Source organism: Streptomyces boncukensis, assembly GCF_011045075.1.
Taxonomy (GTDB): domain Bacteria; phylum Actinomycetota; class Actinomycetes; order Streptomycetales; family Streptomycetaceae; genus Streptomyces; species Streptomyces boncukensis.
Genome location: NZ_JAAKZZ010000442.1, coordinates 1 through 6,270 on the forward strand (window position 1 = coordinate 1; position 6,270 = coordinate 6,270).

5 protein-coding genes and 1 pseudogene are annotated in these 6,270 nt (G+C 69.8%); 3 read left to right on the forward strand and 3 right to left on the reverse strand.

Annotation, left to right across the window (positions count from 1 at the left end):
* Both G5C65_RS29105 and G5C65_RS29110 read left to right on the forward strand, forming a co-directional pair.
* Window positions 1-126: pseudogene (locus G5C65_RS29105) on the forward strand (DegT/DnrJ/EryC1/StrS family aminotransferase); the annotation flags it as partial.
* Between the two features lie 394 nt (window positions 127-520).
* Window positions 521-1,633, forward strand: coding sequence for an aminotransferase class I/II-fold pyridoxal phosphate-dependent enzyme (locus G5C65_RS29110; RefSeq protein WP_165302028.1), 1,113 nt, complete (start codon window positions 521-523; stop codon window positions 1,631-1,633).
* Between the two features lie 89 nt (window positions 1,634-1,722).
* Here the strand turns inward: G5C65_RS29110 and G5C65_RS29115 are convergent, their stop codons facing one another.
* Both G5C65_RS29115 and G5C65_RS29120 read right to left on the reverse strand, forming a co-directional pair.
* On the reverse strand, window positions 1,723-3,201 hold the full coding sequence (locus G5C65_RS29115) for an NDP-hexose 2,3-dehydratase family protein (RefSeq protein ID WP_165302029.1): 1,479 nt from the start codon (window positions 3,199-3,201) through the stop codon (window positions 1,723-1,725).
* Between the two features lie 159 nt (window positions 3,202-3,360).
* Complete coding sequence (locus G5C65_RS29120; protein ID WP_165302030.1) at window positions 3,361-3,972, reverse strand: dTDP-4-dehydrorhamnose 3,5-epimerase family protein; 612 nt, start codon at window positions 3,970-3,972, stop codon at window positions 3,361-3,363.
* A 93-nt stretch (window positions 3,973-4,065) separates the two neighbouring features.
* On the opposite strand from G5C65_RS29120, the gene G5C65_RS29125 reads away from it, so the two are divergent.
* On the forward strand, window positions 4,066-4,923 hold the full coding sequence (locus G5C65_RS29125; RefSeq protein ID WP_165302031.1) for a TIGR03621 family F420-dependent LLM class oxidoreductase: 858 nt from the start codon (window positions 4,066-4,068) through the stop codon (window positions 4,921-4,923).
* 78 nt (window positions 4,924-5,001) lie between these two features.
* Here the strand turns inward: G5C65_RS29125 and G5C65_RS29130 are convergent, their stop codons facing one another.
* Window positions 5,002-6,219: a class I SAM-dependent methyltransferase gene (locus G5C65_RS29130; protein ID WP_165302032.1), complete on the reverse strand. Its 1,218-nt coding sequence runs from the start codon at window positions 6,217-6,219 to the stop codon at window positions 5,002-5,004.
* Window positions 6,220-6,270: the final 51 nt, after the last annotated feature.

Below are 6,270 nucleotides of genomic sequence, written 5' to 3' on the forward strand. Positions count from 1 at the left end.
GTGTTCGTCGATGTCCGCGAGGAGGACTTCCTCATGGACACCGACCTGGTCGAGGCCGCCATCACGCCGCGTACGAAGTGCCTGCTGCCGGTGCACCTGTACGGCCAATGCGTCGACATGGAGCCGCACGCGCCCGCCTGTCTGGTGGAGATGCGGGTGAGCGGGACGCCGGACGACGGCCTGGAGATCGAGATCTGCAACCGGCTGCCGGTGAGCAGGCGGCTCGCCGCGCAGATCCCCGGCGGCGGCCTCGGCCTGATCGGGATGCGCGAGCGCGCCCATCTCACCGGCGGCCGGCTGGACTACGGGCCGTCCGGGAACCGGTTCCGGCTGTCCGCCTGGCTGCCCTGGGAGTGCTGAGCGGCCGGGAGGAACGGGGTCGGGAGGAACGGGGCCCGACCCCTGTCATTCCGCGACCCCTGTCATTCCCCCACACCGCCCCGGCTAGGGGTTGTCGGGCCGCTGAGCGCATGCTGTTCTGGCACCCTATCGTCCATGTTCCCGAATGGCTGGTGCGTCCGTGACCACTTTCGTGTGGGATTACCTTCCCGAATACCGCAGTGAACGCGAGGATATCCTCGACGCGGTCGAGACCGTTTTTGAATCCGGTCAACTCGTCCTCGGCAAGAGCGTCCGTCAATTCGAGGAGGAGTTCGCGTCCTACCACGGCGTCGACCACTGCGTCGGCGTCGACAACGGCACCAACGCCATCGCGCTGGGTCTGGAGGCCCTCGGGGTCGGCCGCGGCGACGAGGTCATCACCGTGTCGAACACCGCGGCGCCGACGGTCGTGGCGATCGACTCGGTGGGCGCGACCCCGGTGTTCGTCGATGTCCGCGAGGAGGACTTCCTCATGGACACCGACCTGGTCGAGGCCGCCATCACGCCGCGTACGAAGTGCCTGCTGCCGGTGCACCTGTACGGCCAATGCGTCGACATGGAGCCGCTGCGGCGGCTCGCCGACCGGCACGGGCTGCGGATCCTGGAGGACTGCGCCCAGTCGCACGCCGCCACCCACCACGGGCGCATCGCCGGCACGATGGGCGACGCCGCCGCCTTCTCCTTCTACCCCACCAAGGTGCTCGGCGCCTACGGCGACGGCGGCGGGGTGATCACCTCCGACCCCGAGGTGAACGCGAACCTGCGGCGGCTGCGCTACTACGGCATGGAGAAGGTCTACTACGTCGTCGACACGCCGGGCCACAACAGCCGGCTCGACGAGGTGCACGCCGAGATCCTGCGGCGCAAGCTGCGCCGGCTGGACGACTATGTGGCGGGCCGCCGGGACGTCGCGCGCCGCTACGAGGAGGGCCTCGGGGACACCGGCCTGCTGCTGCCGGCGAACGCCGAGGGCAACACGCACGTCTTCTACGTGTACGTGGTGCGCCACCCGCGCAGGGACGACATTCTCGCGGCGCTCAAGGAGCGCTACGACATCTCGCTCAACATCAGCTACCCGTGGCCGGTGCACACCATGACCGGGTTCGCGCACCTGGGCTGGGAGAAGGGCTCGCTGCCGGTCACCGAGAAGCTGGCCGACGAGATCTTCTCGCTGCCGATGTACCCCTCGCTGCCGGTCGAGCTGCAGGAGAAGGTCATCACCGCGGTGCGCGAGGTCGTGACCTCGCTGTAGCGCCGCAGCGGCACCACAGTGAGCAGTGAGGGGGCTCCCGCGGCGGCGGGAGCCCCCTTCATGTTCATGCGGTTTTGGAGCGGCCCGGCTCAGAAGGCTCCGACGGCTCCGAAGGCGGAGCCGTCGGCCGCGGTGAGGCTGTGCAGGCAGGCGGTGAGCGTACGCGCCTGGACGTTCACATAGTGGCTGTGCCGCAGGAGCCCGGTGAGCTGGTGCAGGGCCACCCACCGGTAGTCGGGGTGGTCGGCGTCGCGCTCGGTCTCCACCACGACATAGCGGTTGCGCGCCTGGTGGAACCGGCCACCCTCCTCGGACAGGACGGTGTCGTAGCGGATGCGCTCGGGCGCGGCGTCCAGCACATCGTCGAGGAACGGGGGGCGGGCCGAGTCCGGCAGCAGGGTGTAGTTCTCCACCGTGCACTGCACCGTGGGGGCCAGCTCCGCCACGTCCAGATAGCCGGGCTCGACGCGGGCGTGGACCAGGGCGTGCAGCACCCCGCCGAAGTCGCGCACCAGGAAGGCGTTGAGGCCCTGGTGGGACGGCTCGATCATCGGCTGGCACCACTGCCGCACCTCGCGGCCCTCGCTCAGGACGTTCACACCGATCACCGAGAAGAACAGCCCGCTCTCGTGTGCGACGCGCTCGGCGTCGTAGCGCCAGCCGGCCAGGGAGTCCAGCGGGGCCCGCGCGGTGTGCACCTCGTGCCGGGTGCGCTGCTCGGTGATCCAGCTCAGAACCTCTGCGGTGGGGTGCAGCGCGCCGGAGTCCGGTGTGCAGGAGGCGGCCAGCGCCGCGGCGAAGCGGTGACGTGCGGGCAGCGCCCCGCTCAGGCCCTGCCCGGCGAGCGGCAGACAGGACAGCACGGTGCGCGCGTCCATGTTGATCAGGTCCTCGACCGCGAGGAGCCGGTAGACCTGGCCGAGGGTGAGCCAGCAGAAGCGGTCCCCGAGCTCGACGTCCCCGCTCGCCTCGACGACCATGTTGCGGTTGCGCTTGCGCGCGAACCACGCCCCCTGCTCGGACTGCCGCACATCGGCGATGACCTGGTGCGGCGGCGCGTCGCGGAAGTAGTCCAGATAGGGCACCGGGTTGCCGCCGTGCACCCGGGTGTAGTTGCTGCGGGTGGCCTGCACGGTGGGGGAGAGCTGCATGCCGGCGGCGTTGCCGGGCTCGATCTTCGCCTGCATCAGGCAGTGCAGTACGCCGTCGAACTCCTTGACCAGCAGGCCCAGGATGCCGACCTCCGGCTGGCTGATGATCGGCTGCTGCCAGTGCTCCACGGGCGCGCCGGGCAGCCGGACGTCCAGCCCGTGCACGGTGAAGAACTTGCCGCTCTCGTGCCCCAGGTCGCCCGTCGCCGGGTCGCGCCTCCAGCGCTCCAGCTCGTCGAAGGCCACGCGCCGCACCCGGGTGCGGTCCCGGTCCCCGACCTCCTTCCACCAGCGGTGGAAGGACGCCTCGTCGGCGAATTGCGCACCCGGGGAGAGCACCGAATGCGCGAGACGCAGATGTGCAGAACCGGATTCTCCGGAGGATATGGATTCCGGGGCTGCGGCAGATATCGCCATGTACGGGGGCTCCTCACAGCGTCCACCCCGGAATGTGCACCCGAAAATGCGGCCCTTGTGCCCGGCATACCCGGCACACCCGCAGTGGAGATCATTGGTGGATAGGGCCCACACGCTAGTCCCGGCGCGACGGAGGCGACAACCCCAGTCGCCGACCCCCTATTCCGGTAGGGGTCCGATGGCCTTCTCCGCCGCAATGGCGTCGTCGTACAGCGGCAGCAGGCCGCGTTCCCTGGCCTGCGCCAGGCCGATCGCCTCGGTGTCCCGCGCGGAGAGCACGGGGTCGAGGTCCGCGGGGAGCGGCAGCGCGAGCGCGGGGTCGAGCACCGAGACGGCCAGCTCGTCCTCGGGCACGTACTCGCGGGAGAGCAGGTACTGCATGGCGGTGTCGTCCTCCAGCGCGACGAACGCGTGCCCCACCCCGACGGGGAAGTACACGGCCCGCGCCTCCCGCGGGTCCAGCACGACGGTGTCGTGGCGGCCGAAGGTCGGGGACCCCACGCGCAGGTCCACCACGATGTCCAGCGCCCGGCCCTGCGGGCAGAAGACGAACTTGGCGACGCCCGGCGGGGTGCGGGTGTAGTGGACGCCGCGCACGACCCCCTTCCTGGAGCGGCTGCAGCTGGCCTGCGCGAGGGGGAAGAACCCGTGCCCCACTACCCCGGCGAAGTCTGCGGCCTGGAAAGGCGAGGTGAATTGTCCGCGATCGTCAGTGAAAACCTGGGGTGTGAACTCGAACACACCTGAAATAAGAAGCTCGCGTGCCGACATGCTGTCTACATTACCCCCTGCACGCCGTGTGGCGTAGGATGCGCAAATATTCAGAGCAGCAATTCCCAGCCCTCCTGGAGAGAGCCGCGAACGATGCAGAAGAAAGAGTTCCGCTTTGGTGTCGTGCTGACCTCAGAGGCGGCTTCGCGCGCCGAATGGATCGCGAAGTGCCGCCGCGCCGAGGACCTTGGCTACGACGTCATTTCGGTGTCCGACCATCTGAACCTGACCTCGCCGTTCCCCTCGGCGCAGCTGGCGGCGGAGGCGACGGAGCGCCCCCGGATCGGCACCTACGTCCTCAACGCCTGCTTCCACAACCCGGTGCTGCTCGCGCGCGACCTGCGCACGCTCGACGACTTCCTGGACGGCCGGCTGGAGGCGGGGATCGGCACCGGCTATGTCGCGCAGGAGTTTGAGAGCGTCGGCATCGAGTTCGGCACCCCGGGCTCCCGCGTGGACCGGCTCGCCACCGCGCTGCGGGAGGTGCGCGACGCCTTCGCCGGGCGGCGGCGCCCCGGGCTGCTCGTCGGCGGGCACGGCGACCGCGTGCTGCGGATGGCGGCCCGGACGTGCGACATCGTCAGTTTCGTCGGGGCCCGCTTCCAGGCGGAGTACGGCCGGATGACGATCGCCACCGCCGAGGAGATGCGCGAACGCGTCGGGTACGCCCGCCGGATGGCCGGGGAGCGTGCGCCGGACCTGGAGTTCAACCTGCTGTCCAAGGCCACGGTGCTGACGGGCGACCGGCGGGCCGGAGCGGAGAGCGTGCGCCGGTACGGACCCGACCTGACCACCGAGCAGCTGCTGGCGGCGCCCACGCTGTTCATCGGCACGCCGGCGCAGGTCGGCGAGCAGGTGCACGAGCTGCGGGAGGCGTACGGGATCAGCTATGTGACGGTGCTGGAGCACACCATGGAGCCGTTCGGCGAAGTGATCGCCGAACTCCGGTGAGCTGCGGGCCGAGCGCGTACGTGCCGGTGCCCGGGTGCGAGCGTCCTCGCACCCGGGCACCAGCGCGTCGTCGGCCGCTCAGACCACGGACACCTCGGGCACATAGAGGATCCACTGGCCGCCGGCCTCGCGGAAGCCGCGCTCGTTGGCCATGATCTCCTCGGCGTGGTTCCACGCGAACAGCAGCGCGTAGTCCGGGTAGTCCTCGCGGAACGCCTCCGGCGGGCGCACCGGGATGTGCGTGCCGGGGGTGAGCCGGTGCTGCTTGGCGGGCGTGGTGTCGGAGACGAACTCCACCAGCTCCGGGCCCAGTCCGCAGTAGTTGGCGACCGTGGCGCTCTTGGCCGTGGCGCCGTAGGCGACGACCCGCTTGCCCTCGGCCTTGAGCTTCTCCAGCAGCGCCACGAGGTCGTCGCGGATCTTGCGGGTGCTCGCGCCGAACGCCTCGATCGTCGCCGGGTCGGCCAGCTTGCGCTCCTCCTCCTGCGCCAGCAGCTCCGCCACGGCGGCGGTCGGGGTGCGCTCGCCCTGCCGGGCGAGGGTGTAGCGCACCTCGCCGCCGTGCACCGGCAGCCGCTTGACGTCGACCAGGTCGAAGCCGAAGCGCTGGGCCATGGCGCGCACCGAGCGGGCGGTGAAGAAGTAGAAGTGCTCGTCGTAGACCTGGTCGAAGGAGGTCCGCTCGACGATCTCCCCGAAGTAGGGGTCCTCGAAGACGAACACGCCGCCCGGCTTCAGCAGCGCGTCGGCGCCCCGGAGGATCGAGTCCAGATAGGGGATGTGGCAGATGGTGTTCGCCGCATAGATCACGTTGGCGCGGCCCTCGGTCTCGGCGACCTCCCGCGCGGTCTCCTCCTCGAAGAACGCGGTGCGCACCTTGACGCCCTTGGAGCGAGCCATTTCGCCGACGGCGCCGGACGGTTCGACGCCCAGGTGGCGCACCCCGGCCTCGCTGACGGCCTTCAGCATGATGCCGTCGTTGCAGCCGACCTCCACCACAAACGGGTCGTCGTCGGTGAGTTCGGTGTCCAGGAAGTGGCGCGCGACAAGCTCGAAGTGCTTGCGCATCACCGAGGAACCGGAGGACTGGTACGGATAGTCCTCGTGGAACATCGCGTCCCGGGGCACTTCCTCCACCAGCTGCACCATGGTGCAGGACTCGCACATGGCGACCGCGAGGCGGAAGAAGAACTCGTCGTTGACCTGGTCCGGCTTCACAAAGGCGTCGGAGAGAGGCTGCCGGCCGAAGTCGACATACTCGGTGGTGGCACCACCACAGATGCGGCAATTTGGCATGGCACTGAACGTACGCCGGATGGCTGGGGCCGCACACCCCTTCCCGCCCCC